Source organism: Sphingomonas lycopersici (genome assembly GCF_026130605.1).
In the GTDB taxonomy this organism is placed as follows: domain Bacteria; phylum Pseudomonadota; class Alphaproteobacteria; order Sphingomonadales; family Sphingomonadaceae; genus Sphingomonas; species Sphingomonas lycopersici.
Map to the genome: position 1 here is coordinate 431141 of NZ_JANFAU010000003.1, position 24439 is coordinate 455579.

At 66.3% G+C, this 24439-nt stretch carries 23 protein-coding genes; 6 read left to right on the forward strand and 17 right to left on the reverse strand.

Features of this window, described 5'->3' with window-relative positions; genetic code table 11:
* Nucleotides 1–39: 39 nt before the first annotated feature.
* The 3 genes from NED98_RS08685 to NED98_RS08695 all read right to left on the reverse strand — a co-directional run bounded on the left by NED98_RS08685 (nucleotide 40) and on the right by NED98_RS08695 (nucleotide 2257).
* On the reverse strand, nucleotides 40–1350 hold the full coding sequence (locus NED98_RS08685; RefSeq protein WP_265312655.1) for an aspartyl protease family protein: 1311 nt from the start codon (nucleotides 1348–1350) through the stop codon (nucleotides 40–42).
* A 75-nt stretch (nucleotides 1351–1425) separates the two neighbouring features.
* Complete coding sequence (locus tag NED98_RS08690; protein WP_265312656.1) at nucleotides 1426–1809, reverse strand: glyoxalase superfamily protein; 384 nt, start codon at nucleotides 1807–1809, stop codon at nucleotides 1426–1428.
* Nucleotides 1802–2257 carry a MarR family winged helix-turn-helix transcriptional regulator gene (locus NED98_RS08695; protein WP_265312657.1) on the reverse strand — a complete coding sequence of 152 codons (456 nt, stop codon included), beginning with the start codon at nucleotides 2255–2257 and terminating at the stop codon, nucleotides 1802–1804. Before NED98_RS08695 ends, NED98_RS08690 begins: the two co-directional genes overlap by 8 nt.
* An 87-nt stretch (nucleotides 2258–2344) precedes the next feature.
* On the opposite strand from NED98_RS08695, the gene NED98_RS08700 reads away from it, so the two are divergent.
* Entirely contained in the window at nucleotides 2345–2701 is a 357-nt protein-coding gene (locus NED98_RS08700) for a VOC family protein (RefSeq protein WP_265312658.1), read from the forward strand.
* Between the two features lie 147 nt (nucleotides 2702–2848).
* Here the strand turns inward: NED98_RS08700 and NED98_RS08705 are convergent, their stop codons facing one another.
* Complete coding sequence (locus NED98_RS08705) at nucleotides 2849–3241, reverse strand: hypothetical protein (RefSeq protein WP_265312659.1); 393 nt, start codon at nucleotides 3239–3241, stop codon at nucleotides 2849–2851.
* A gap of 205 nt (nucleotides 3242–3446) precedes the next feature.
* Between NED98_RS08705 and NED98_RS08710 the strand changes: the two genes are divergently transcribed.
* Nucleotides 3447–4331: a LysR family transcriptional regulator gene (locus NED98_RS08710; protein ID WP_265312660.1), complete on the forward strand. Its 885-nt coding sequence runs from the start codon at nucleotides 3447–3449 to the stop codon at nucleotides 4329–4331.
* Between the two features lie 4 nt (nucleotides 4332–4335).
* Here NED98_RS08710 and NED98_RS08715 read toward each other — a convergent pair whose 3' ends face one another.
* A complete protein-coding gene (locus NED98_RS08715) occupies nucleotides 4336–6630 on the reverse strand; it encodes a TonB-dependent receptor plug domain-containing protein (protein ID WP_265312661.1) in 2295 nt (764 codons plus the stop codon).
* 194 nt (nucleotides 6631–6824) lie between these two features.
* Between NED98_RS08715 and NED98_RS08720 the strand changes: the two genes are divergently transcribed.
* The 3 genes from NED98_RS08720 (at nucleotide 6825) to NED98_RS08730 (ending at nucleotide 10592) form a co-directional block, all read left to right on the forward strand.
* On the forward strand, nucleotides 6825–7661 hold the full coding sequence (locus tag NED98_RS08720) for a metallophosphoesterase family protein (protein ID WP_265312662.1): 837 nt from the start codon (nucleotides 6825–6827) through the stop codon (nucleotides 7659–7661).
* Complete coding sequence (locus tag NED98_RS08725; protein ID WP_265312663.1) at nucleotides 7658–8962, forward strand: MFS transporter; 1305 nt, start codon at nucleotides 7658–7660, stop codon at nucleotides 8960–8962. The genes NED98_RS08720 and NED98_RS08725 overlap by 4 nt, the downstream gene beginning before the upstream one ends.
* A 148-nt stretch (nucleotides 8963–9110) precedes the next feature.
* Entirely contained in the window at nucleotides 9111–10592 is a 1482-nt protein-coding gene (locus tag NED98_RS08730; protein ID WP_432423308.1) for an MFS transporter, read from the forward strand.
* 835 nt (nucleotides 10593–11427) lie between these two features.
* Here the strand turns inward: NED98_RS08730 and NED98_RS08740 are convergent.
* Together NED98_RS08740 and NED98_RS08745 are read right to left on the reverse strand one after the other, a co-directional pair.
* Entirely contained in the window at nucleotides 11428–12585 is a 1158-nt protein-coding gene (locus NED98_RS08740) for a YdcF family protein (protein WP_265312665.1), read from the reverse strand.
* On the reverse strand, nucleotides 12585–15086 hold the full coding sequence (locus NED98_RS08745) for a TonB-dependent receptor (RefSeq protein WP_265312666.1): 2502 nt from the start codon (nucleotides 15084–15086) through the stop codon (nucleotides 12585–12587). Before NED98_RS08745 ends, NED98_RS08740 begins: the two co-directional genes overlap by 1 nt.
* 123 nt (nucleotides 15087–15209) lie before the next feature.
* On the opposite strand from NED98_RS08745, the gene NED98_RS08750 reads away from it, so the two are divergent.
* The gene (locus NED98_RS08750) at nucleotides 15210–16343 is read left to right on the forward strand and encodes an ROK family transcriptional regulator (RefSeq protein ID WP_265312667.1); all 1134 of its coding nucleotides are present in this window, start codon (nucleotides 15210–15212) and stop codon (nucleotides 16341–16343) included.
* A gap of 230 nt (nucleotides 16344–16573) precedes the next feature.
* Here the strand turns inward: NED98_RS08750 and NED98_RS08755 are convergent, their stop codons facing one another.
* From NED98_RS08755 to NED98_RS08800, 10 genes are all read right to left on the reverse strand, one after another.
* Nucleotides 16574–17812, reverse strand: a complete 1239-nt coding sequence (locus NED98_RS08755; protein ID WP_265312668.1) for an alpha/beta hydrolase-fold protein — start codon at nucleotides 17810–17812, stop codon at nucleotides 16574–16576.
* Nucleotides 17813–17907: 95 nt separating this feature from the next.
* Nucleotides 17908–19125 (reverse strand): MFS transporter, encoded by a 1218-nt coding sequence (locus tag NED98_RS08760; protein WP_265312669.1) that lies wholly within the window; start codon nucleotides 19123–19125, stop codon nucleotides 17908–17910.
* Complete coding sequence (locus tag NED98_RS08765) at nucleotides 19122–19451, reverse strand: hypothetical protein (RefSeq protein WP_265312670.1); 330 nt, start codon at nucleotides 19449–19451, stop codon at nucleotides 19122–19124. Before NED98_RS08765 ends, NED98_RS08760 begins: the two co-directional genes overlap by 4 nt.
* 1 nt (nucleotide 19452) lies before the next feature.
* Nucleotides 19453–20016: an isochorismatase family protein gene (locus tag NED98_RS08770; protein ID WP_265312671.1), complete on the reverse strand. Its 564-nt coding sequence runs from the start codon at nucleotides 20014–20016 to the stop codon at nucleotides 19453–19455.
* A 57-nt stretch (nucleotides 20017–20073) separates the two neighbouring features.
* On the reverse strand, nucleotides 20074–20526 hold the full coding sequence (locus NED98_RS08775) for a MarR family winged helix-turn-helix transcriptional regulator (RefSeq protein ID WP_265312672.1): 453 nt from the start codon (nucleotides 20524–20526) through the stop codon (nucleotides 20074–20076).
* A gap of 150 nt (nucleotides 20527–20676) precedes the next feature.
* Entirely contained in the window at nucleotides 20677–21693 is a 1017-nt protein-coding gene (locus tag NED98_RS08780; protein WP_265312673.1) for an LLM class flavin-dependent oxidoreductase, read from the reverse strand.
* 238 nt (nucleotides 21694–21931) lie between these two features.
* On the reverse strand, nucleotides 21932–22405 hold the full coding sequence (locus tag NED98_RS08785) for a YbaK/EbsC family protein (RefSeq protein WP_265312674.1): 474 nt from the start codon (nucleotides 22403–22405) through the stop codon (nucleotides 21932–21934).
* Nucleotides 22405–22698: an HU family DNA-binding protein gene (locus NED98_RS08790; RefSeq protein ID WP_265312822.1), complete on the reverse strand. Its 294-nt coding sequence runs from the start codon at nucleotides 22696–22698 to the stop codon at nucleotides 22405–22407. Before NED98_RS08790 ends, NED98_RS08785 begins: the two co-directional genes overlap by 1 nt.
* A 137-nt stretch (nucleotides 22699–22835) precedes the next feature.
* Nucleotides 22836–23225, reverse strand: a complete 390-nt coding sequence (locus tag NED98_RS08795; RefSeq protein WP_265312675.1) for a RidA family protein — start codon at nucleotides 23223–23225, stop codon at nucleotides 22836–22838.
* On the reverse strand, nucleotides 23225–24376 hold the full coding sequence (locus NED98_RS08800) for an alanine racemase (RefSeq protein ID WP_265312676.1): 1152 nt from the start codon (nucleotides 24374–24376) through the stop codon (nucleotides 23225–23227). The genes NED98_RS08795 and NED98_RS08800 overlap by 1 nt, the downstream gene beginning before the upstream one ends.
* Nucleotides 24377–24439 lie beyond the last annotated feature (63 nt).

The following is a 24439-nucleotide window of genomic DNA, read 5'->3' on the forward strand; positions in this document are numbered from 1 at the left end:
CGTGCGAGGCGATCGCTCCTCGCCTTCGTCGGCTGCAGCTCAGTAGAAGTCGCGCAGCACGAGTTGCCGTGCCGTTCCGTCGCACAGCCTGACGGCGTATCGCGTGCCGGGCGCCGCGCGACCCCAATGCTGGTCGACCAGTTGCTGCGACATCGGCTTGTCGTCGAGCGCGCAGATCGCGTCCCCCGCTTTCAGCCCGGCGGCCTCGGCGGGCGAATTCTTCATGACATGGGCGATCAGCAACCGGCCGTCCGCATAGGCCCCCTGGACGCCCGAGGTCGATTTGGGTCTGGGTATCGCCGGCGTGGTCCGGGCGGTCAGCTTCATCATACCGGCCGGGACGTCGACCGTCAGGTCGTAGCGCTGCAATATGCCCATGCCGATCAAGGCCTTGATGTCGTCTCCGGGAAACCAGCCGGCGTCGCTCGTCGCATGGGCGCCTTCGACCTGCAGGCCGCCGATGGTCAGCGAACCCAGTCGCCCGACCGGCTCGACGACCGCGCCCCCCGCGCCCGCCGCCATCAGGTCGGTGTCGACATGCACTTTCGCCTGCTGCATCACCGCGGGGGGCACGCTCACCTCGTCATCGCTTCCCAGGTCGATCATCGCGGAGGCGAGCGGCGCGCCGTTCACGCCGATCGTGGTGACGAGACGCGAACCGCGGGGCCCTAACCGAACCGGCGTCCCGCCGACGATCGGCTCGGCGTGACTGGGCAAGAATCGAAAGCGGTGATGATCCTCGTCGAGCTGCCATTCGAGCCTGGCCAGCAACGCAAGACCGATCACCGCGTCGAAGTTGAGGCCAGCGTTCCTCACATTGTCGAAATCGGTCACGACCAACGCGCCGGGGCGGGTCGTCCGCATCGCGCCGATATCGAGCGATATGCCGGGCGTCGCGTATGTTTGCGACGCGCCGCCGAACCCGATCGGCTTGTTCAACGGCGTTAACGCGAGATGGTGCGCATCGGCGAACGCCTTGCTCAGCACCAGCTGATCGAAGCCGGTATCGACCAGTGCGCGTGCCGGCTGGCCGTTGACGACGACCGGAATGACGACCTGGCCGCCATCGCCCGGATCGAAGTCGATCCAGCCCGATCCGGCATCGGGAAGCCAGAAAGTCGGCTCGACGGCCGGCGCGTCGGTGGCCGCGGGCGCAGCGGCGCCGAGCATGAGGCCCAACGCCGCGAACAATGCGGCCTTCACGACGACGAACTCTGCTGCGAACCAGGGTGCTCGGCCATTGCGCGTCTCGGCAGTGTCGCGCTTATTGCGCAGGCGCGAGCAAACGACAGTAATTGGGCAGGATTTTGTCGTGGCGAGCCGTCCCGCATCGCGAAAAGCGTTGGACAAGCTGGGGCGCTTCGGCGCCAGCCTTGCCGTCGATCTCGCGATGCTGGCCTGCTATATCCGCGCGACGCGTGCCGGCTATTCGGCAAAAGCGATGAGGTTGCCGCCGGGATCGCGGAGGATGAAGGTTTGCGCGCCCCATATTTCACGCTTGAGGCGCTGGTGCCATTCGACACCGGCGGCGTCGAAGGCTCGGGCCAGCGCCTCGATACCCTGAACCGTTACGGTCGCCGAAAGCGCGTCGGCTTCCCGGTCGCGGAAGCCGCGCGCGAACACCTCGCCGTCTGTGTGCCGCAGGTTTAAGCAAGCGCCGCCCCGCCTGACCTGCGCGTAGAAAGGCGGATCGCCGTGCATGAACATGAGCGTAAAGCCGAGGCGATCGACATAGAAGGCGCAGGCCGCACTCAATTCCGGTACGAAAAGCTGGGGCTCGGCCGCGATCAGGATGGGTTCCTCATTCATGACCATCTTCCCCCGCGTGACCGGCGAGCCGGAGCATCACGTCGGTCGCCGCCAGCAACGCCCGACGATCGGCATCGTTCAGTTGGCGGGACATGGCATCCCTGAGCCATGCGCGACGGCGAGTCATCGCCCGCTTCAAAGCCGCCGTGCCGGCAGGCGTGAGGGCGATCTGTTGCCGGCGTCGATCGACTGGATCGATCGGCCGATCGATCAGCATGTCGGCTTCCAGCCGGGCCAGCAGGCGACTGAGCGACTGCGGCTGCAAGCCCTCGCTGCGCGCCAGCGCCGCCGCACTCATCGGACCCGTTCGATGCAGCGATGCGAGCAACGCCAGACCGCTGCCTGTTACCTCTCCATCGAACGCGGGGCCGCGTAGTCGACGCGCCAGCCGCAACACTGCTCGAACGATCCGGGCTTCGCTGCTCTCACGATCGTCTCCGCTTGTCATTTCATACGCATTGCGTATTATTATGCGGCCGTCAACTGAGTGTTTGGTGATGGCAGAACGCTTGGAGACCGGCCAATGCTGCAGCGAATGACGGCGATCCTGCCTTGCAACGATCTCGATGCGGCGCAGCGCTTTTTCGAGCGTCTGGGCTTCACGCGCGATGATGGAAGCCCCGACGACTACCGGATGCTGAGCGATGGGCATGGGGGAGATATCCACCTCAATCCCGCCGTTCCTGGCTGGCTGACGCCGGGGAGAAACCCCTTTGGGCTATACCTCTATCGCGAGAATGTCGACGCCCTGGCCGCCGTCTTTGCGGACGAGATCATCGAGCGAGAAGGCGCTGGCGACAAGCCCTGGGGCATGTATGAGTTCGCTCTGAACGGCCCCGACGAGACGCTCGTGCGCGTGGGTTGGCCCAGCCGGCTTCGCAAAGGTAGCTGAGAGACTGCCATCTACCCGTGCCGCCCCGTTCCACGCCTTTACTTGTCATCGCCGCGGTTCCGCGAAGCTGACATGCACGGTGTCGCTACCTGCCGCGCAGTATGGCAATTTGATCTTGAGAGGGGCGTGCGTTGGTGTCGTAAGTGTTTATGTCTGCCGGCCCCTTGTTTGCGGTCGGGCCGGCAATGCCACCGCCCCAATAAGGCGCGATCGCGAAGCGGTCGGTGCTCTGATAGGTATTTTCCCAGTCGAGTCCCGTGCAGCGCTGCCAAATCCGAGCGCCGCCTGCCACGCGATGACGTGGAGCGTGCGCCGACGCCCCGCCGCCGCCATCGCAGCGCCCCAGATCGCCCATACCTCGCGCGAGCGATCGGCATACCAGCGCCGCCCGGCCCTGGTCGTGGAAACCGAGTTGTAGATCAGCTTCCACTTGCCGTCCGCGGTGACGGCTCCTTCGCTGCCGACAGCCGTGATCGTGGTGCCGGACTCATTATCCGCAAGCGCCTGATACACTTGTGCGCCCTGGCCGTTGATCGTCATGAAGATATGCTCGCCGGTGTTGACCGCGTACCTGCGCGTCCTCTTGGCAGCGACGGGCAAAATGGAGGCTCTGCGACCAGGCTTCAGGGCGCCCGCGACGCCTCCGTGCCCTTGGCCAGCCACTCCTATCGGCCGGAAGCGTACTGCCAGCTCCTAACCAGGGAACGTCCCTCAACTGTCACGCAAGTGATATAGGCTTGCCGGTATGCGGCGATCCCTTCCTCGGCTTGAGCAGATCGAGGCGTTCATCGAGGGCGCGCGCGGCCCCACGTTTCGCGCCGCGGCCGATCGATGCGCGCTGAGCGCCGCAGCTTTCTCCCGCCGCATCCAGGCCTTTTCGGATCATGTCGGAGCGCGGCTGTTCGAGCGGACCGCGGGCGGCGCGCGGCTGACCGACGCGGGCAAGGATTGCCTCGCGGAGCTGGAACCCGCCTATCTCGAGCTCCGACGCATCGCGGAAAAGGTCGGCGACCGCGGGCGCCGCGATGTCACCTTGTCGCTGTCGCACTCGCTTGCGGTCGGGTGGCTGATCCCCCGGCTGGAGAAATTCCGCGCGCGGCACCCGGATATCGCGCTGACGCTCAAGACCGATCGTGGCGCCCGCGGGGTGCGCAGCGGCGAAGCTGATCTCGGGATATGCTTCACCGATATCGATCTGACCGGGCTCGACCATGTCGACTTGCTCAACGTCGCCGCCACGCCGGTCGCGGCACCGCAGATCGCCCGGGCGTTCGCGGAGGACGGTCTCGATCGCTATCCGCTCCTGTCGGTGACCCAGCCAACCGATCTGTGGGATTGGTGGACCCGGTCCACGGGAAGACCGATGCCGAGCGGGCAAGTGACTCGATTCGAGTTCATCCACGCGCTCTATGAGACCGCCTCGCAAGGGCTGGGCGTTGCGATCGGTTCCAGCCCGACGGTCTGGCCCTTCCTGGAGGCCGGGCGGCTGGAGCGGATCGGCCTGCCGGTGGCGCGTTTCCCGGGCGGCTATCAGCTCGCCGCGGCGCCGGACCGCAAGCGGCGTGGACCGGTCGGCGCGGTATGGCATTGGCTGGAGGAACAAGCCGCGGCGACACCGCAGCTCGCCTGATCTCTCAATAGCGGATCGAGAAACGCGCGAAGAATTCGCGGCCGTTGAAGTTCAGCCCGCCGGCCTCGGTATAGAGCCGGCCGTCGGTCTGGCCGATCACCTGATCGGGAAAGACATTGGTCAGGTTGAGCAGGCCGAGATCGAACCGCGTGCCCTTGCCGGCATCGACGCCCAGCGTCAGGTCGACCTGGGTCTTTGGCCCGAACCGCTGCACCGTGCCGAGCGGCGCCGCGCGGAACGGCCCGTAATTGACGACATTGGCGTTGAGGTGGAAGGCACCAAGGGTGACGCCGGCATTGGCGGTGATCTTGCTGAGCGGTTGCGAGTCGACCAGCACGCCGATCGAGGTGGTGCCGAGCAGCGGCAGGCTGGGCAGCACGCTGTTGGTGCTCAGCCTGGTCAGCTTGTTGCGGAATCCGCCATAGCCAAGCGAGAGGTCGAGCAGCCCGGTCGACGCCTTGCCCGCCGACCAGTGCAATGTCGCCTCGATCCCTTCCGACCGGGTGTCGGCGGCATTGGTGAAGAACCGCACTTGCGAGGCGTTGGTGATGCCGTTCGCCAGCAGGATCGCGGTCACCGCCGGCCCGGTCAGCGATTCGCTGAAGGTGATGCGGTTCTTGATGTCGATGCGATAGACGTCGATCGACAGGTCGAGCCGGCGCATCGGCGTGAGCACGATCCCGCCCGAATAGTTGCGCGACGTCTCGGCCCTCAGCGGCGAGGCCCCGAGCGCCCTCGACACCGGATCGCGCACCGCGAAATTGCCGACATTGACCAGCACGCCGTTCGACAGCTGGCTGGTGACGGTCGAGAAATATTGCTGTTGAAGCGAAGGCGCGCGGAATCCCGTGCTGATCGCGCCGCGCACCGCCGCGAAGGGCGCCGGGCGCCAGAACAGCGAGCCTTTCCAGATCGTGCGGCTGCCGAAATCGCTATAATCCTCGTACCGCACCGCGCCGCCCAGATCGAGACCGGGAAGCAGGCTCAGTTCCGCGTCGAGAAAAGCGCTCAAGGCGTGGCGATCGACATGGACCGGCGATGGCGGGTTGTAGCCGGGAAAGCCCTGCGCGCCGGCGCCCGCATAGGACAGCGGCTCGCCCTTGCGCAGCTTGTACCATTCGTAGCGATGCTCGATACCGATCGCGAGGTTCGCGCCTGCCAGTAGATCGACCTTCCGGTCGATGGTCAGGTTGGCGATGTTCTGCGCATAACGCTGGCCGCCGCCGTCGAAGCTGGTCGGGCTCGCCGCGCCGAGCGAGGTATTGACCGAATTGGCGACGCGAATGTCGGCGCGGTTGTAGCCGATGGTGTCGCTGAGGTCCCACTTCCAGCCGGCGATCGCGCCGCGCAACCCGACCGCGCCGCCCATATCGAGCGTCCGCTGGCGGATCAGCGGCAGGAAGCCCCGGGGGTAGAAGCCCGGCGAGACATTGGGCAGCCGGAACAGCGGGGTGGACTCGGTGAAGCGGCCGGCGGCGGTGGCGAAGGCGTAAGCGGTGATATTGGCACCGAGCGGGATCTCGCTGTTGAGCGCGAGATTGGCATCCTTCGATCTGGGATCGCCGAGCCGCTGTGTAACGCGGCCGAAGCGCGGATCGACCGCCGCGGCATTGGTATGGGCGCGCGAGCGGAATTCCGATGTCACCGTGAGGAAACCGCCGTTGCCGATCGAGAATCCGTTGCGGGAGGCCGCCGCCAGCGTGCCGCCGTCGCCGCGCTCGGTCGCGCCGCCGCGCAGCGAGGCGTAGCCGCCCCCGGCATCCTTGCGCAGCACGATGTTGATGACGCCGGCGATCGCGTCCGAGCCATATTGCGCGGCGGCACCGTCGCGCAGCACCTCGATCCGCTCGATCGCCGACGCCGGGATGGTGTTGAGATCGACCGGCACCGTGCCACGCCCAACGCCGTTATTGGTGTTGATGACCGCGGCGGCGTGGCGGCGATGGCCGTTGACCAGCACCAGCACCTGATCCGGCGTCAGGCCGCGCAGCGTCGCCGGCCGCGTCCCTGCCGCCGAGGGAGAGGTGACCGCCGGCACGAAGTTGAACGAGGGCGACAATGCCGACAGAGCGCGAGTGAGGTTATCGGCCCCCTGATCGGTCAGCGTATCGCCGCTCAGCACGTCGACCGGCGCCGGCGTATCGGTGCGCAGCCGCGGCGTGCCGCGCGACCCCACCACCACGATGTCGGTGGACGCTTCGGCGTTGGGAGCTTGCGGATCGGGTGCCGATTGGGCGCGGGCGGCGGTAGCGGTCCCCAGGGCAAGGGCTGCGCTGGTCAGGCATAGCTGGCGAATCATCGGTCGGTCCCCTCTGGTCGCCGCGGCCTTGACCGGATGGAGCCCTGATCGGCCAACGCAAAGCATGCGTCGCGTGTTGCGGGCGATGCAATTTGCACGCGACGCAACGCGCGATGCCGCGGTTGCGCTTTCCGCAACGAATTGCGCCGGGGCAGGAAGCGACGCCCACCAACCGCGCGGGACCGCGACACGTCATGAAGATTGCGCTGATCAGCGATACCCATCTGGCCGCGATGGCCACAGACTTTGTCAGCAACGCCGTGGCGGCGATCGACTGGATCAACGGCGACGGCTGCGATCTGGTCATCCATCTCGGCGACGTGACCGCCGACGGCATCGCCGCGCCCGGGCAAGTCGAGGAAGCGAAAACGGTGCTGGACCGGCTCGACGTGCCGTTGCTCTGTGTCCCCGGCAATCACGATATCGGCGACAATCCGGTACCCGGCCGGGCGCTCGGCGAAAAACCGTTCGACGCCGCCGCGCTCGGCCTGTTCCGCACTGCTTTCGGGGCCGATCACTGGCTCTACCCGGCGGGCGACTGGGCGCTGATCGGCCTCAACGCCCAGCTGTTCAACACCGACAGCGCGGAGGAGACCCGGCAATTCGACTGGCTGTGCGGCGCATTGGCGGCGGTCGACGGGCCGATCGGGCTGTTCCTGCACAAACCCTGGCTGCGCGTCGCGCTCAGCGATCAGGAGCGACACCCGCGCTATGTTCCGTTGGAACAGCGGCTCGCCCTTGCGGAAGTGTTGGCCGGCCACGATCTGCGCTTCGTCGCGAGCGGGCATACGCATCAGCTGCGCCGGCTGACCGTCGATGGCGTCGAGCATTTCTGGGTACCGTCGACCGCGTTCGTCGTCCCCGACAGGATGCAGGAATGGATCGGCGAGAAGATCGTCGGCGCGGCTGTCCTGACGCTCGACGGCGACGACTATAGGCTCGACTTCCAGCGGGTGCCGGGCGTGGCGCATCGCGATCTCGGCGATTATCGCGCGATCTTCCCGAAGCTCGACGCGGTTTTGGGCGAATGACAGACCGCTGCATCGGACCGCGTTACGCGCCCTATGCGCTCGCGGTGCTGATGGTCGCTTATGTCCTGGCGTTCGTGGACCGTCAGGTCCTCAATCTGCTGGTCGAACCGATCAAGCGCGACCTCAAGCTGAGCGACACCGGGATCAGCCTGCTTCAGGGTTTGTCGTTCGCGCTCTTCCTGTCGATCGGCGGCCTGCCGATCGGGCGGCTGGTCGACACCAGGCGGCGAGTCACGGTGCTGAGCATGGGCATCGCCTTCTGGTCGATCGCGACCGGGTGCTTCGGCCTGACCCGTATCTATGCCGTGATGCTGCTCAGCCGGATCGGGGTAGGTGTCGGCGAAGCGACGATGACGCCGTCGGCCTATTCGTTGCTGGGCGATTATTTCCCGCCGCGCCGGCTCGGCCTCGCGGTGGGGATCTATTCGATGGGGGCCTTTATCGGGTCCGGGCTCGCGATGATCCTGGGGGGAGCAATACTGGGCATGCTGCCCAAGGGCGACGTCTCCCTGCCATTGGTCGGTGCGGTTCGGAACTGGCAAGCGATCTTCCTGCTGCTGATGCCGATCGGGCTCGGCGTGGCGTTATGGGTCGCGAGCTTGCGCGAACCGCGCCGGGGCGCGGGGGGCAGCGACGAGACGCCGGGCTGGGGCGAGGTGCGGCGCTATTTCGCCGTGCATTGGCGGCCGATCCTGGGCGTCGATGCCGCGGTCGGCTTCACCAATATGGCGGCCTATGGGCTGCTTTCCTGGACCCCGGCGATGATGGCGCGGACGTTCCAGATGGGGCCGGCGGCGGCAGGCTGGCGGTTGGGCTGGATCGTCATCCTTGCGTGCAGTGCCGGGACCTTCGCCGCCGGGCTGGCCGGTGATGCGTTGCGGTCGCGCGGTCGCGAGACCGGGCGGCTGATGGTGATGGCAGGTGCGCTCGCCGCCGCGATCCCGCTCGCGATCGCGGCTCCCCTGATGCCGGTGCCCGGGCTGTTCCTCGCCCTCGCCGCTGCCTTGCTGTTCTGCCTGTCCGCCGCGCTCGGCTCGGGGCCGGCGACGGTGCAGGAGATCACGCCGGGCCGGATGCGCGGCATTCAGCACGCGATCGCCGTGCTCACCGCCAACCTGCTCGGACTGGGGCTCGGGCCGACCATCGTCGCGCTGATCACCGATCGAGTCTTCGCCCGGCCAGCTGCGGTCGCGTGGTCGCTGGCGATCGCGCTGCCGCTCATGCTGCTGATTGCGCTCGGGTGCTGCGCATTCGCCATGAAAGTCTATGCCGGCGCCTTGCGACGTCAGCAAATCCCCTGACCGCTGCCCACCGCAATGACGGACAGCCAACGGCGACTGCCATGCCTTCCGATAGATGCCGTTCAGCGCTGTCGCCAATTTGAAATTATCGGGTCGTACGGGCGGTAGCGGTACGGCGTCAGGCTTGCCGTCGCCATTGATGCGAAAGATGCCCCCGATCGCGAACATCACCACAGAATATCGGATGATCGCCTATTCGTCGGGCAATTTCGGCAAGGCCCTGGTGTTCAGCGGCGCGGATCTGACGATCCTGTTTTTGCTGACCGACGTGCTGGGGCTGAACGGTGCCCAGGCAGCGGGGCTGATGCTGTTCGCGGTGCTCGGCGATCTGGTGTTCGATCTGCTTGCGGCCCGGCTCGTCCTCCATTGGCGGGCGGCGGGACGAGGCTATCGCTGGACGATAGCCTTGGCCGCGCTGCCTTGTGGGGCGGCGTTCGGATTGATCTACGCAATGCCGGTGCTGGGCCTGCGTCGTGGCTGGATGCTTGCGACCGCGATCCTCATTTTCCGCGGCGCCTATGCGATCGTCGACGTGCCGCACAATGCGCTGATGGCGCAGATCAACCGCGACAGCCGGGCGCGCGGGCGCGTCTCCGGCTACCGGCTGCTCTTCAGCACCGCGAGCGCGTTGGCCATCGCCACCGTGCTCACCCCGCTGGTGCAGCAAGCGGGGCGGGCGCGACATTTTGGCGCATTGGCTTTCACCGGGATCGGTGCGGGCCTGGTCTTCGCGCTGACCATGCTGCTGTGCGTTTGGGGCTCGGGCGCGCGCGGCGGGAACGGCACGGAATCCCCGCTTCGGGGCGATCGCATCGCCGTTCCGCTACGCGATCCGATGGTGTTGGCAATGGGCGCGCTGGCCCTGCTCACCGGTTTCGCGATGCCGTGTTTCGGTCGGATGCTGATGTATCTGGGAACCTATGTCGTCGATCAGCCGCGCGCGGTCACCCTGCTGCTTACCGCGCTGACGGCGGGGCAATGCGGTGGCGTCCTCGCCTGGACCACGCTCACTTACCGCTTCAGCAAGAGCCTTCTTCTCGGGGCGGGACATGCGGTGAGCGCGCTGGGCCTCCTGTTCTTCGCCCTGAGCATCGCGTGGCCGGCGGGACAGGTGGCGGGCGCGGCGCTGATCGGCTTCGGCTTTGCGAGCGTGTTCATGCTGCCCTGGGGCCTGCTTGCCGACGCGGTCGACGTCGTCGAATGGCGCCACGGCCGGCGGTTCGAGACGGGGCTGTTCGCCTTTTACCTGGTCCTGGTGAAGGCCAGTGGCGCCGGGGCGACCGCGATGATCGGCTGGGTGCTGAACGCGCTCGGCTACGTTCCCGGCGCGGTACAGCCGACAGCGGTGCGTCTCGGCATGTTCGGTCTCGGTCTGGGCGTGCCGCTCGCCGGCACGCTGCTGGCCATGTTGCTGCTCAGGCGTTTCACGCTCGACCATCGCCGGCATGCGCGGCTGTTGCGCGCGCTCGCCTGGCGTCAGGCGGGGGCGGAGCCCGTCTCCGGATTGAAGCGCGGGTTGGAGAAATCGAGTGGCGAGGGTGTCGTCTTGGCCGGCAGCACCGCGCTTTCCGCCCAGGCGCGGCAGAGCATATCGCGCAGCATCGCCGCGCCCGCGGCGGTGCGTTCGTAGATCAGGGCGCGGACGTCCTTGTCCGCCATGTTGCTGAAGCCATCACGCTTCTCGAGCTTGTAGACCGTCTCCATTCGATCGCCCGATTGATCGAGAAAGGCGAGCACCGCATCGAACATGTCGCCGTGGCGATGCGCCGGCGCGCCGATCCGGGGTATAATGTCCGCAGCGGTGAGGCCGATGCCGTCGACGAAGCGGCTCTCGAACCGCCCGTGAATGCTGCGGTCGCGAGTATAGCCGTTCGGATTGGCGCCGAGCCAGCCGTCCGAGTTCACCGAGATGTGCAGCGGCTGCGCGCCATCGCCGATATAATGGCCGAGCCGGATCGCCTGGAACGCGCAGTGCTGCTCGGGAACCGATGCGTCGCCGCCGCCGGCCTGCGCCGCGCGGATCGCGCGCATGCAGACGATTAGCCGCTCATAGGCTTCCATCGCCGCATAAGGCAAAGTGCCGGTCCAGCGGACGTTGGTGCGTGCCGCGGTGGCCGGATCGCTCTGCTTGATCGTCTCGTAATGCTTATAGAGCGCGAGGATGAACTCGTAGCGCGAGCGCGGGATCGGCTTCAGGAAGGCGAATTGTTCGCGGAACCAGCCGTGGTTCGGGTCTTCCTCGATCTTCGAAAAGCCCTCCGAATCCCCGCGCCAGCTGTCCGGCAGCGCGGCCGAAGCGGAGATATAGTCGACATAGCGACGGAGGAAGACCGGGCCGTCATCGGGTATCGTCTGGATCGCCGCGCGGTCGATCGCCGCGTGCCCCGTGCCGCCCCAGGCATGGGCGACGGCGGGGCACAGCATGAGGGCGGCGGCCAAAGCGAAGCGGCGCATGACGGTATCTTTCAGGGATCGAGGGGATCGCGCGGGTCGACGCGCTCGGACGCCGGTGACGGACGGAACACCAGTTCGGTCGGCGACACCCGACGCACGACCTTGCCGGGCTGATAGCCGAGCTCGGCCGCGTTGCGCTCCGCGAACTTCGCGCTTTCGATATAGGCGCTCTGCAGCGAGTTGCAGACGATCACCGTCTCCGCCTCCAGCGGCGCGCCTAACCGCGCGAGCAGCCGGCCGGCGTTGCGCAGGTTGGTGGTGGTGTGGCGGGCATAGGGCTCGGTGATGATCGCGTCGGGCGACACGCCGTAGCGGTCGATCAGCGCCTTGCGCATTTCGTCGGCCTCGGTGAACGGCGTCGCGCGTGGATGCGCCCGTCCACCCGTGAGCAGGATGAAGGCGATGTCACCCTGCGCGAACCGGCGCGCGGCAAGGCGCAAATGATATTTCCCGAACGGGCTGAGCGGTTCGCCCTCGATCTCGGGGCCAACGCCCGTGACGATCATCGCGCTATAGCGATAGCGATGCCAGTCGAGCGTCTTCGCCCGCGCCATCGCCGCAGCGTTGGCGCCGGCGGTCAGCGGTTCATGGCCGATCGCATCAGTGCGATCGCTCACGTCGAGCAGCGCGAGCGCATAGTCGATGCTGGGATCGAGCCGCTGCGCCGATCCGTCGCGGGGCGTCTCGGCGATCCAGTCCGCTGCCTGGAGGCGCGCCTGATGATCCTGCGGCGAGACCGCGCCGGGGCCATCGATCGCGGTCGCGGGGATCGCCCCCAGCGCATAGGTCCGCACGATCGTGTTGATCCCCGCGATCTCGCGATCCACTTGCGCAGCGGGCGTATCATCTGCCGCGGGAAGGCCTTGCGTTTGGGCGACGGCGCGACGCATCGCCGCCGCTTCGCGATCGCTCCAGAGCAGCGCCTGCGCGCGGCAGACGAGATCGGCGCCGCACACGGCGCGTCGCTCCCGCCGCAGGCGCAGCACATCCTCCATGCCGGGCGCCCTGGCGATCCGCCCGAGCGCTGCTGGATCATGCCCGGCGGCATCGAGCAACGGGAAGAGTCGCGCGGACAGCGTTACCATCATCCCGTCGTCCACCGCCTCGGCCGAAGCCGGAGCGGTGAGCGCCGTCACCGCGAGCGCCGCGGCGGGGAGCAGCGCACGCATCACCAGCTACGGCTGACGATGAGGCGGAAGTTCCGGCCGAACAACGGGCGGCCGTAGATCGCCTCGCTGGTGCCCTGGCCGGCGAATTGGTCGGTACGCGTGTTGCCCTCGGTCAGGCCGTGGGCGTTGAACAGATTGTCGCCAACGACCTGGACGTGCCACACCCCCCAATCGAGCGACGCGCCCGCGCCGATCGTCTGGTACCCCGGCATCGCGGTGCGGTTGAACAAGTCGACATAGCGCCGGCCGACCCATTCGAATCGCCCGAAGATCGAGACCTTCTGCGCGCCGAGGTCGAAGTCGAAGCTCGGCCGCAAATTGCCGAAGAATTTCGCCTCGCGGATGATCTGCTTGCCGTTCACCGCGCTCGGATCGGCGCCCGAGCTGTTCTGCAGATTGGCATATTCCGGGTTCTGCCAGGTCACCGAGCCTTCGAGCGAGAACCAGCGGACCGGCACGACCCGGCCGTCGACTTCGACGCCCTTGACCGAGGCCTCGCCGATGAACGGCAGCGTCTGGTCGTTGCGGCCGGTCAGCGGGTTGAACGCCGCGAACGAGGCGTTGAACGGGTTGAACTTGGTGTAGAAGCCGGTCGCGTAGAGATAGTTCGGGCCGAAGCTCGCCTTCAGGCCGACTTCGTACTGACGCGCCTTGGTCTTGACGATGGTCGCATTGATGCCGGTCACCACACCCAGCTGCGGCGGCACTTCGAGGTTGGAGATGCGCCCGTAAGCGCCGAAATGGCCGTTCAGGTCGTAGTTGACGCCGACCGTCCAGTTGGTCGCCTTGGGATTCAGCCGCTGATCGAGCACCTGGCCGGTGAAGGCGCGGGTGGTGTCGTCGGCGAGCGTGGTGGCGTCACCCAGATTGACCTGCGTGGTGGGCAGCGCGATGCCCTTATAGCCATAGCGTTCAGTACGGATACCGGCGTCGACGCGCAGGCCACGCGTGATATCCCAGGTGTCGTTCGCGTAGAAGGCGATCATCTGCGCGTCGCCCTGACCCTGGTTAAGCGTCGTGGTGTAGCGCAGCACGCCGTTCTGCGTGACCGAGCCCAATACCGCGCCCGTCGACGAATAGGCGACCAGGTCGAGGGTGCGTGGCTGGCTGCGCACCTCGATGAGCATGTCCTGATAGGCCTGGAGCAGCGTGTTGCCGTAGAAGGAGCCATACAGGCCGACGCGCACGTCATGAGTGCCGATGCCCGTCTCGAACTTGCGGGTAACGCTGAGGTCGCCCTGCACCGAATAGAAGTCCGATTCCGAGGCGCGATACTGGCCGGACATGACGAGGCCCGAAGCGGTCGAGGGATCGTAGACCGTTGCGCCGTTGGTGCCCGCGAGCGCATAGCCCAGCCGCGCGACATTGGGGCCGAACGCGGTGCGCGCGGCGGTCAGATAGCCGGCGGCGAAGGTGGTGGCATCGGCGGGGTTGGTCGTCGAATAAAAGGCGTCGAAGCTCGACTTGCCCTTGGTCCCGCCGACCTTGGCGGAGACGTGCCAGCCGTTGAAGTCCGCTTCGTAATCGACCGCGGCGTTGAAGAAGCGCATGTGACGGCCGTTGGCGAGGTCGCGCTGCATGCTTTGCAGCGCTCCGGAGCCGTCGCGATATTTGATGTTGACGTTGCGCAGCGACGGCGAGTTCATCGTGCCGGTGAAATAGTCGATATAGGGATTGAGCGAGACCGCCGGGTTACGCGGATCGTTGGTCGGGATCGGCAGATAGAAGACGTTGTGGTCGTTCACATATTCGGCCGAGATCTTGACATATCCATTGTTCAGCTCGCGCTTGAGGTTGGCGCGGATCTGGCCGCCCTTGTCGCTGGGGAAACCGGCATAGCGATAACCGTCATGCTGGCGCAGGAAGCCGCCGATCGCGAAAAAGGTGTTGTCGCTGATCGGGCCGGATTGCATCGCGTCGAGCCGATAGAGGCCGGTGTCGCCGAGCGTGACCTGCGCCTTGCCGCGCGCCTGCGGGCCGCCCGATACGGTGATGTTGTTGGCGATCGCCGCGGCGCTGCTGGCATAGATCGGCGCCGGGCCGCCGCGCACGATCTCGACCCGCTCGGTCATCAAGTCGTAGCGGTTCATGCCTTCGCCGGAGTTGAAGAAGACGCCGTCGATTTCGTGGTAGAGCGGCAGCCCGTCCTGCTGGAAGATCAGATAACCACGATCGGTCGGGATGCCACGCACGCGGGTGATGTTCTGCACCTCACCGCCGGTCGCCTCGACCTGGATGCCGGGGACCGTGCCGAGCAGGTCGGCGTAACTCTTCGGCGCTATCTTCTCGACGTTCGCCTGGCTGAGCGAGTTGATCGCATAGGAGACGTCGAAACGGCGCTGCGCGCGCGCCGAGCCGGTGACGATAATGTCCGCACCCGTATCGTCGGCGGTCTGCGCCGGGTCGGCGGCCGGCGTGTCGGCGGTCTGCGCGAAGGCCGGCGCGGATAGCGCACAGAGCGCGAGCACCGCGCAGCCGGCGGCGAAATTATGCTTCTTCATCGGATCGTTTCCCCCGAGATATCGTGAACTCGCGGCGCCGATGCGCGGCGCGGATGACAGATTTATTTATTTCTGAGAAAATAAATCACGGGCTGCGTACCGGGCTGCTATTGGCTCCGCATGATGAGGCATCCACCGGTCACGCTGCTCGAGGAAGAGAAGCGGCTGCTCTGGCAGCTGCGCACGCGCGGCCCACAATCGCGGTCTGCCCTGGCCGAGTCTCTGCAGATCAGCAACGGCGCCATCTCCAAGCTGACCAAAACGCTGATCGGGCAGGCCTTGATCGAGGAATTGCCCGCCGAGACGTTGGCGGGTCGGGGGCGCCCGACGGTGCCGCTGCGGATTTCCCCGGCTGGGGGCTATGCGGTCGGGGTAGCGATCTATGCCGGCCTGCTGGAAATCGCGCTGGTCGATTATGCCGGGGGCGTGGTGTCGCTCACGTCCGAGAAGATCGAGCCCGTCGACCCGCTTTGTTTCGCCCGCCACGTCGATCGCCGTATCCACGATCTCGCGATGGAACACCGACTGCTGGGCAGCCGGCTGTACGGCGTCGGCTTCAGCGTGCCCGGCCCGGCGCTGTCGCGCGACGGCAATCGCTGGCACGTGGTTCAGAACCTGCCCGGGTGGAAGGAGGCGCCGCTGCGCGCGATCTTCGAGGAAACGCTGCGGCTGCCGATCTGGATCGAGAATGACGCGACGGCGGCGGCGCTCGCCGAATATTATCTGGGCGGGCTGATCCGGCGCTGTACCGCCGCGGTGGTGATCCTGCTCGGGCACGGCATCGGGGCGGGAATCGTTCATGAAGGCCGGCTGATGCGCGGCGAAACGGGCAGCGCCGGTGAGATCGGTATGTTCTACCCGGGTAACCAGCCGCGCCCGACGACGCTCGATCTGATCGCAACATTGCAGGCGGACGGATGCAAGGTCGGATCGCTGGCCGATTTTGCCGAGGCGATCCCGGGATATGAGGCGACGATCGATGATTGGCTGGAACGGGCCGCCGATCAGCTTCTCCAGACGATCAACTCGGCGCTCGCCTGGTTCGATCCGGGGGCGATCCGGCTGATGAGCCCTTTGCCGTCCGCGATCATGCACGGACTTGCCGAACGGCTGAACCGCCGGGCGATCAAATGGGGCGACCATATCGCCGAGAGCGAGAAGGAGCGGTACGACATCGAAATCTCCCAGCTCGGCGGCGCCGGCTCCGCGCTGGGCGCGGCGCTACTGCCGATTCATGCGTCGATCGCGCGAACATGACGACACGATTGCTCCAGCGGAGCACCAGTGGTCTGCGTTCGGTCGGCCTCCCTGTCTGCGTTCGCCTTCAAATCGGCGGGGATGGGAATTCGCGAGGACGGCCTGATAACGGGCAACGCCGCAAGGTTCGTACCGCATGTCGTTGCGAATTTGCTGAGCGGGAACGTACCTCGGCGGTCGACGGTTTTTGCCCGCCGAAGCTCAGCCGGTTAAAGATAGGCTGGCGATCGTCAGTCCTTGAACAGCAACGGCGCCAGTTCGCGCAAGCTTCGCCGCCACGACTGGAATTCATGTCCCGTATTGGGCGAGACATAGAAGGCACTATCGATACCGGCGTTCTTGAGCGCCTCAGCGTTCGCGCGCGGATCGACGCGGGGGCCGCCGGGAGGGCCTGCCCGGCCACCTTCGAGTTCGCGGCTGCCGAAGCTCACGAAGGTCAACTTGACCTTCTCCTTATACCCCGGAGTTGCGTTGATATCGTCCAGCGACACGGTACCACCGCTCAGCAGGCCGATATATGCGAACTTGTCGAGGTTCTTCAGCGCGATCAGCTTGGTCTCGAACCCGCCCATCGAAAGACCCGCCATGGCGCGATGGTCCGCGTCGGACAGGGTGCGAAACTCATGATCCACATAGGGGATCAACTCGTCGAGCAGCAGCGTCTGGAACGGTTTGATGTCGAAGCTGGCAAGCCCGCCGGGACTGCCCGGCCGGACATCGTTGGTCATGCCATAGGCCATGACGATAATGAACGGCCGCACCTTCCCGGCGGCGATCAGATTGTCGAGGATCAGGTTGGCATGGCCCTGGCTGGACCAGGCCGTCTCGTCCTCGCCCCAGCCGTGCTGCAGGTATAGGACCGGATATCGCCTGTTCGGGTCCTTGTCATAACCCGGCGGCGTATAGACGAACGCCCGGCGCGGGCCGCCGGTGCTGGGCGAGGGAAATAGAATCTGCTCGACCCGGCCGTGCGGGACATCCTTGAGCGCATAGAAATCAGCATCGCGCGCGGGAATCTCGATGCCGCTCTCCCAGCGCGTCGATCCGAAGAAATTGAGCGCACCGGGATCGTTGAACGTGCCACCGTCGATCGTGAGGTGATAATAATGGAAGCCCTCGTCCAGCGGCCCTTCGGAGGTGCCCGTCCAGCTTCCGTCGGCGGCTTTGCTCAGGACGGTGCCGCCCCGGCCCCCAAGGCCCAGACTCACCTTCACGCTTGTCGCGGCGGGCGCGACGATGCGGAAGCGGACATAGCCTTGCGAATTGACCTGCGGATATTGCTGCCCCGGCTGGTTCAACGAGGACGGCTTGAAGTCTTCGGCGATCACGGGAGGCTGCGTCTGCGACAGCGACGGTTGCGCGATCAGGACGGCCGCAAGCGAGGCAGCAAAAGCGATCTTCACAGGATTTCCTCCCCTGGCACCCCTCCCGCTGTGTGGATCGGGAGTCTGAAATATTAGCGCTAACATTTGTCCGTTCGGTCAGAAAAATCAAGCGCCAAGGTGCGGACCAATGCCCCGCTTCGCCGCCCCTTCGATCGCTATCCGTCGGCGCGAACTTGGCGCTATCCTGCTCGGCGGCGGCCCGCGGTGGCCAGCGCCACGATGGCGGCGGCAAAGCCCGAAGCCGCAGCGATGCCGAGCGCCCAGCGCGGACCGTAATGACTTGCCACCCAACCGACGATCGGGGCGCCGATCGGTGTGCCGCCCAGCGCAATGCCGACGCGCAGCGCCATCACCCGCCCGCGCATGGCGGGCTCGGTCGAGAGCTGCATCAGGCTGTTCGTCGTGTTGGTGAGGGTCAGCGCCGCCACGCCGATGATGACGAGCGCGCCAGCAAACAGCCAATAGCCAGGCGCCAAGGCGGCGAACGTGCAGCCGAAACCGAAGATCGTGGCGCCGACCAGCAACAACCGGAACTGCGGCATTTCGCGCCCGGCGCCCAAAAGCGCGCCGGACATCGTGCCGATCGCCATGATCGACGACAACAGCCCGTATCCACGGGCGTCCGTATGAAAGACGCTGACCGCCATGGTCGAGATGAAGATCGGGAAGTTCAGGCCGAACGTCCCGATCAGGAACAGCATGACGAGCATCGCCTTGAGGTCCGGGCGATCCCACACATAGCGGAGCCCGTCGGCGAAGCCGCCCCTCCCACGGACGGCCCGGGCGTTCGGACGAAGCTGGGCCGTGCGCAGGAAGGCGAGCGAGACCAGCACGGCGGCGAAGGAGGCGCCATTGATCAGAAAGGCCCAGCCCGTGCCGACCGCGGCGATCACGATGCCGGAGACGGCCGGACCCACGATCCGCGCGGCGTTGAACGAGGTGGAGTTGAGCGCCACCGCATTGTGCAGATCCTCGTCCCCGACCAGTTCCGCGACGAAGGTCTGACGCACCGGGGCATCGAAAGCCGCAGCGCTGCCGAACAGGAAGGCGAAGACGTAGACATGCCAGAGCTGGACGATGCCGGTGACGGTGAGCACCCCCAATGCAATAGCGAGCGCACCCATCGTCGCCTGCGTGGCGATGAGAAGCTTGCGCTGGTTGAAATGATCGGCGGCGAAGCCCGTCCACGGCAGCAGGATGAGTTGCGGCCCGAACTGCAGCGCCATGACCCAGCCGACCGCCGAGGCATCATGATGGGTCAGTTGCGTGAGCACCAGCCAGTCCTGCGCGGTGCGCTGGACCCAGGTGCCGACGTTGGAGACGAAGGCGCCGCCCACCCAGACCCGATAATTGAAGCTTCGCAGCGATCGGAAGGTGTTGCTCGCGCGAGCCTTCATCGATGCGCCGGCCCGTTGCCGCCATGGAAGCGACCGAAATGCCGTGCCGAAAACAGCGCGATCGCGAAGGCGCCGACGGCTAGGGCGAGGACGTCTGCGGTATCTTTCAATGCGAAATCACCGACGCGACAGACCAGCACATAGCCGACGAAGAGGTTGAAGAATCCCCAGAGCACATTGACCGTCGACGACGAGAGCCCTTGTCCGGGCGGATGTGCAAAGGGGCTCTGAAAAGGCCTGCCCATCATGCCGCTGACGGCATGAGGGATAGCATTCGCCAGGAATGCGCCGCCGAAGCCATATGACAGGAGTGAAAGCCAGGGCATCTCAGGCATCCTTCGTCGCGAGGAGATCGATGATCTCCCGGCTCGTGCCGGTCTCCCCCAGCCGCGGGAAGATGTTCCTGATGCTATAGTCATGCGCCTCGGGGCGGATGTCGGTCATCGCGTCGAGCGCGAGGGTGACGTTGAAGCCCGCCTCATAGGCTTGACGCGCCGTCGCCTCGACGCCGGTTCCGGTCGCCACACCTGCGACCACCACCTGGGTGACGCCTCGCGCTTTCAACCGGGCCTCGAGGTCGGTACTGGCGAAGGCGCCCCAGGTCCGCTTCGTCACCACGATGTCGCCGGCTTGCCGGTCGAGTTCCGGAACGAGATCGGTCCATCCGTCCGGACGGGCGCCCGTTTGAGGGGGCTGCTCGGTCCGGCCCGGCGCCCCGCCCGCGACATTGACGAGCACGACCGGCAGGCCGCGCCGACGGAAGGCGTCGGCCAGCGCACGGGCGCGTTCGATGACCCCATCTATGGGGTGGATGACAGGCAAGCCGACGATGCCCTTCTGAAGATCGATGATGATCAGGGCCGTGTTCGGATCGAGTATCGTCAGCGCCATCGGAATATCCTCCTGAGTTCCAGCATCGGTTTCGCGGCTGGCGGCCGCGAAACACCTTCACTCGTCGACGAGCCGCTTCAGCAGGTCGACAGCCCTTGCCACCTCGTCCTGCTCCTGCGGCGAAAGCCGCATCTGAAGTGCGCGCGTCAGCCAGTCCTGACGCGCGGCGCGACCCTCCTCGACCGACTTCCGAAACGCCTCGGTGAGCGAGAACAGCGTCTGCCGTCCGTCCGCGGGATCGGGCGTTCCGCTCACGAGACCGGCATCTTTCAGCGCGTTGAGCACCGGAGCCATCGATTGCGGCCGCATCCCCTCGGCACGGGCGAGGCTCGACGCCGTAGCGGGCCCGTCCTTCTCCAGGCGGAGCAGGACCGACACCTGAGAGGGCGCGAGGTCCCCGATATGGGCTTGATCGCGCAAGCGTCGCTTCAGCCTGCCCATCAGCGCGCGGAGCTCCTGCGCCAGAAGCGATGTCGGCGCAGGTCCCTGATCATCCGGTTCGGCACTCATGTTGGACTAGCTATCAGATCGACAGGTAAGCTGTAAAGATAGCCTGATCAGATAGACTGGATAAATGGTTGCGCCGGGCGCCACAGCGCTGCCCGCTTCTTACCCCTTCAATAGAACCGGACGGACCTGCCCCGCCGCCGCGTCGCCCCGTCAGCGCCAGCCGAGCGCCGGTGCGACATGAGTCAGGATCGCCTCGAGCACATGCGCATTATAGTCCACGCCGAGCTGGTTGGGCACGGTGAGGAGCAGGGTGTCGGCCTCCGCGATCGCTTCGTCGGCGCGCAACTGGTCGATCAGGACGTCGGGCTCGGCGGCGTAGGACCGCCCGAATATCGCACGCATCTTGTCGATGATACCAACCTGGTCGCTGCTGTCGCCGCGTCCGAAATAGGCGCGATCCTGGTCGTTCATCAGCGCGAAGATCGAACGCGACACCGACACGCGGGGCTCGCGTTTGTGGCCTGCTTCCTTCCAGGCCTCGCGATAGGCGCGGATCTGCTTGGCCTGCTGGACATGGAAGGGCTCGCCGGTTTCGTCGGCCTTGAGCGTCGAGCTCTGCAGATTCATCCCCATCCGCGCCGCCCAGATTGCGGTCGCGTTCGCCCCCGATCCCCACCAGATGCGCTCACGCAACCCTTCCGAATGAGGCTCCAGACGGAGCAGGCCGGGCGGGTTGGGGAACATCGGATTCGGATTGGGCTGGGCGAAGCCCCTGCCCTCCAGCAGCTCGAGGAAAACCTCGGCGTGGCGCCGACCCATATCGGCATCGCTCTCGCCCTCCGCGGGCGCAAAGCCGAAATAACGCCAGCCGTCGATCACCTGTTCGGGCGAACCGCGACTGATGCCGAGTTGGAGTCGTCCCCGGCTGATGAGGTCGGCCGCGCCCGCATCCTCGATCATGTAGAACGGGTTTTCGTACCGCATGTCGATCACCCCGGTGCCGATCTCGATCCGGCGAGTCCGGGCACCGACGGCGGCCAGCAGCGGAAACGGCGAAGCGAGCTGCTGCGCGAAATGATGGACGCGGAAATAGGCGCCGTCCGCGCCCAGTTCCTCGGCCGCGACCGCCAGGTCGATCGATTGCAGCAGCACGTCGCTGGCCGAACGGGTCGCCGATTGCGATGCCGCCGACCAATGGCCGAACGAGAGAAAACCGATCTTCTTCATTGGGGGAAACCCTGACGATTGCGTTGCGCGCAAGCTGGCGCGCCGCCCGGGCGGATACAAGCACCTTGCCGGAATTGCTGCGTTTCGCGAGCACGGCATGACCGTCCAACGCGCGCGCGATCAGTGAACGCCTGAGAAGGATTTGCGGGTCGTACACATCGCACCGCCGCTATCCGCCCCCGGAAACAGGACGAGAGGAAGGAAAAAGACGTTCCCGGTTCCGCCGATCACGCCTCTTTCAAGCCGAGCCCGGCAACGAACACAGATCGGCCCATCGCGCGTCAACCAGCGCCGCCAGACGGTCGGGACTGAGCCGCACCGAGGCGGTGCGCGCGCCTGCGGCGGGATAGACCTCATCGTATCGGCTGAGCGAGAGGTCGCAATAGACAGGAAGCGGCGTCGCGAGCCCAAACGGGCAGACGCCGCCAACGGGATGGCCGGTCAGTTGTTCTGCTTCCTCAGCCGATAGCATGCGCGGCCGGCCGCCGAGCAGGTCCTTGACCTTGCGATTGTCGAGCCGCGTGTCGCCCGCGGTCATGATCAGGATCACATGCTCGCCAACCCTGAGGGATAGGGTCTTGGCGATCTGGCCCGGGGCAACGCCGAGCGTGTCGGCGGCCTCGAGCACGGTCGCGGTGCTCGAGGCCTGCTCAATGATGACGATATCCGGTGCCCGCGCCGCGAGGAAGGCGCGGACCGCCTCGATGCCCATTAACCGTTCAGCTTGTCCTTGACCGCCTTGGCGGGCGCGAAGGCCAGCTTCTTCGACGCGGCGATCTCGATCGCCGCACCGGTCGAAGGGTTGCGGCCCTGGCGAGCGGGCATGTCCTTGACCTTGAATTTGCCGAACCCGTTGATCGAGACTTCCTCGCCCTTGGCCGACGCCTCGGCGATGACGCCGAACACGCTGTCGACGACCTTGCGGGCGTCGGCCTTGGTCAGGCCATGGGTCTCCGCGATACGGTCGGCAAGATCGGTATTGTTCACGAGGGATTTCCTTCTGATTGGTGGTGGCCCTTTATGAACGCCAGCCGCGCAGGTCTAGCCCTTGGTGCGAAGGCCCTCTGAGGCATATCGTGCTTGCGCCGATCTACCCACGCGCCGGGTGGTCGGCGCAGGGTTTGCCCGGCCCAGGCGTTGCGTCAGCGCCGCCGGGCGATCGCGTCCACTTCGATCCGATAGCCGTAATGCAGCGGGCCGACCGGAACGATCGTCCGCGCGGGGCGGCTGTCGCCGAAGAACTCCGCGTAGATCGCGTTGCACGACGGCCAGTCCGCGACATCCGAGAGATAGATGGTGACGCGCAGCACGTCGCGCGGCGCGGCGCCGCCCGCCTTCAGCACCGCGAGCAGATTAGCGAACGCCCGGCGCGCCTGGGGTTCGAACCCCTCCTGCGCTAGCGAATGATCCCCGCCGTCGCGCACCGGCAATTGCCCGGAGACGAACACCAGATCGCCGCACGCAATGCCCTGCGAATAATGCCCGGCAGGCGCGGGCGCCTCGGTCGTCTGTATTGCTACGATATCGCTCATCACCATCCTCCGAAGCGGGGCCAGATATGCATGATTGCGCCGCGCGCTTCGTCTGTCACCTGATAGGCGTCATGCTGGCTGGCGGTCGCGCAGGCGTGATTGGGGAGGATACGCACCTGATCGCCGACATGAAGGTCAGGGAAGGCTGCGGCGCTTCCGGGCCGGAGACCGAGCACGCCATGTTCCTGATTGGCGTCGATCATGATGAGATCGGGATAAGGCGTGCCGTGGAGATCGCAGACCATGCCATAGCCCTGATCAATCGGCTGCCGGGCGGTGCCGCGATCACGCGACATCGCCATCCATCCGGCATCGACGATCAGCCGTCCACGATCCGCCTGTGCCGAGATGACGGTCGCCAGCACCGACAGCGCGATATCCTGCGGCGTGCACACGCCGATCCCAGCCATCACGAGATCGAAGAAGGCGAAGACACCCGCTCTCGCCTCGGTCACGCCCGTCATGTTTTCGGAGAACAGCACGCTCGGGGTGGAGCCGATGCTGATGATGTCGAGCCGGTGGCCGGTCTCGCGCAGGATCGCCGCCGCGCGGGCGATCCCGTCCCGCTCCTGCGCCGCGCTCGCCTTCAGCGCCTCGATCGAGCGGCATTCGTAACTGCCCCCGGCATGGGTCAGCAGCCCGCCCAGCCGGAGCGCGCCGCCGATCCCGCCGGCGATCGCTCCGAGCAGCGCGGCGTCGTCGGGGCGCACGCCGGCACGATGCCCGTCGGTGTCGATCTCGATCAGCGTCGGGATCGGATCGCTCGTGTCGAAACCGCCCGCGCACACCGCCGCCGCCACCTCGTGATTGTCGACGATAACCTTGAGGTCGACACCGCGCCGGCGCAGCGCCTGCACGCGCGGGATCTTCTGCGGCGTGATGCCGACGGCGTAGAGAATATCGCGATAGCCCGCCGCGGCCAGTTCCTCGGCCTCGCGCAGCGTGGAGACCGTGACGGCGCCGCGCCCGGGCGCGATGCGCTCGATCGCCTCCAGGCATTTCACGGTTTTGACATGCGGCCGAAGCGCGACGCCGAGCGACGCGATCTTGTCGCGCATCCGCACGATGTTGCGGTCCATCGTCGCGCGATCGAGGAGAAGCGCGGGGGTATCCAATTGGGTGATCGGGGTTGCCGCGGACTGTGCTGGCACCGGTTGCTCCGTGTCGGTGTGGCGAAAGGGGGTTGTACCGCCGGCTGCTCGCTGCGCTATGCT